The organism is Mycobacterium sp., assembly GCF_049683935.1.
Classification (GTDB): domain Bacteria; phylum Actinomycetota; class Actinomycetes; order Mycobacteriales; family Mycobacteriaceae; genus Mycobacterium.
On sequence record NZ_JBAUJR010000446.1, the window covers coordinates 1 to 1900 of the forward strand.

At 69.5% G+C, this 1900-nt stretch carries 2 protein-coding genes; both read right to left on the reverse strand.

Translation table 11 applies throughout. The features are described 5' to 3' along the window. Window positions 1-84: 84 nt before the first annotated feature. Window positions 85-984 (reverse strand): hypothetical protein, encoded by a 900-nt coding sequence (locus WA965_RS24960; protein WP_526301922.1) that lies wholly within the window; start codon window positions 982-984, stop codon window positions 85-87. Between the two features lie 6 nt (window positions 985-990). Continuing rightward, the gene (locus tag WA965_RS24965; protein ID WP_526301924.1) at window positions 991-1767 is read right to left on the reverse strand and encodes an SDR family NAD(P)-dependent oxidoreductase; all 777 of its coding nucleotides are present in this window, start codon (window positions 1765-1767) and stop codon (window positions 991-993) included. Between the last annotated feature and the right edge of the window lie 133 nt (window positions 1768-1900).

Below are 1900 nucleotides of genomic sequence, written 5' to 3' on the forward strand. Positions count from 1 at the left end.
GAGTGGGGCCCTGCCCCGGCCGGACTCCCGGACCCTCGCCCCACTCGGTGGGGCCTGCAGCTTCGGGTTTGGGGCCGGGTTCGGTCATCCTTCGGGATCCGTGGTCCACAGTGCCGCATGCGTTCCCGTCATCGACACCGTCGCATACAGCAACGCGGCGTTGATCTCGCCCTGGGTGCACAGCGACGCGCCTACCTGCACCGTCTCCCGGGAGGCTTCGGGCAGCACCAGCACCGAAGCCCCGTAGACGCTGCAGGCGTGACTGAGACCGCGTCCCGGCAGCGTCGGCGCGGCCAGCACCATCATCGGACCACCGCGCTCCGCCGAGTCGTCGCGGTATCGCGCTGCCAGGCCGCTGATCTCGAGACCCAGCAGCATGTAGCCGTTGCCCTCGAAGGCCGTGGGATCACCGAGGGCGGTGGGGTCGATCTTCGCCCCGTCGGCGTGGAAGGCGTCCACGCTGGTCGTGCGCACGCTCAAGCCGGTGTCGTTCTCGTTGGTGGGCATCACCCCGACCGGGAACGCCGCCGGGTAGGCGGCGGTGGTGCCCGCCATCCGGTCCTTGGGTGAGTACACGTAGACGCCCCGAACCTGGGACTGATCGCGCAGCGGCCCCATGCAGACCGTTCCCGTCATCCGGTCCGGCGTCGGAGCCGAGAGCGGTTGGATGTCAAGGCTTGTCACGTCCTCGCAGCCACCGAGACCGGGGGCTTCGAGGGGGTGGGACAGTGCGCCGTAGAGGCCGAACCGCACGTCCTCGGGCGCGGCGTGCGGCTCGTTCTCCTGAGACGGTGCCGCCTCGACGTCGACCAGCACATAATCGGCGTCGAATCTCAGGTTGGCCACCGACATGTTCCAGCCGAGGATCGCCGACGATTCACCAAGTGAGGCGGTGACCGTGGAGTAGACGTCGGGACGTTCGGTGGCACCCGAGCACGAGGTGGCCGCCAGAACGATCGCGACCAGGACAGCGACTACCCGCACGGGGCCTCAGGTGCGGTCACGGCCCTTGCCCACTACTTTGGTCAAGGCGCGCACCACATTTCGTGGCACCAGGCGCCCGCCGGTGGTCAGTGCCTTGTACTGCAGTCCCGGGATGATGACGACCTTTCCCTTGGCCACGTCGGCCATCGTCGCGCGGACCACGTCGTCGACCTCGAGCCAGAGGAACGAGGCGGTGCCTGCCATGTTGATGCCCGCGCGCTCGTGGAACTCGGTGTGCACGAATCCCGGGCACAGCGCGTGCACGCCGACACCGGTCCCGGCGAGCCCGTTGGCCAGCCCCTCGGAGAACGAGACCACCCACGCCTTGGAGGCCGAGTAGGTGGAGCCACGCCCCGGCAGCAGGCCGGCGACGCTGGCGACGTTGAGCACCGTGCCCTTACCTGCGGCCAGCATCGGTGGCAGCGCAGCATGGGTGAGCGCCATGACGGCGGTGACGTTGACGTCGAGTTGGCCCTGCAGGACCTCCAGATCAGCGGACCAGAACTCCCCAGCGGTGCCGATCCCTGCGTTGTTCACCAGGACCTCGACGCCGGCCTTCAGACGCTCGGCGACCGTCTCCCGGTCGGCGGCGATCGCGAGGTCCGCGGGAATCACCTCGACCTGCACACCGGCCTCGTCGCGCAATTCCGCGGCGAGCCGGTTCAGCCGCTCGGCATCGCGGGCGACCAGCACCAGGTCGTAGCCGTCGACCGCGTAACGACGGGCGAATCCCTCACCCAGGCCGGACGTCGGCCCGGTGATCAGAGCGACGGGGCGTGACATGCCCAGAGGATACTTACCGCTGATAGTTGGGCGACTGCCGACCGTTGCGCGTCGGCGGTTGGGCCCGACGCATCGGGTCGGGCCGGGCCTCGGGCCGGCCGGCCTCGGGTCGGGCGGTGTAGCGGCCCACGTC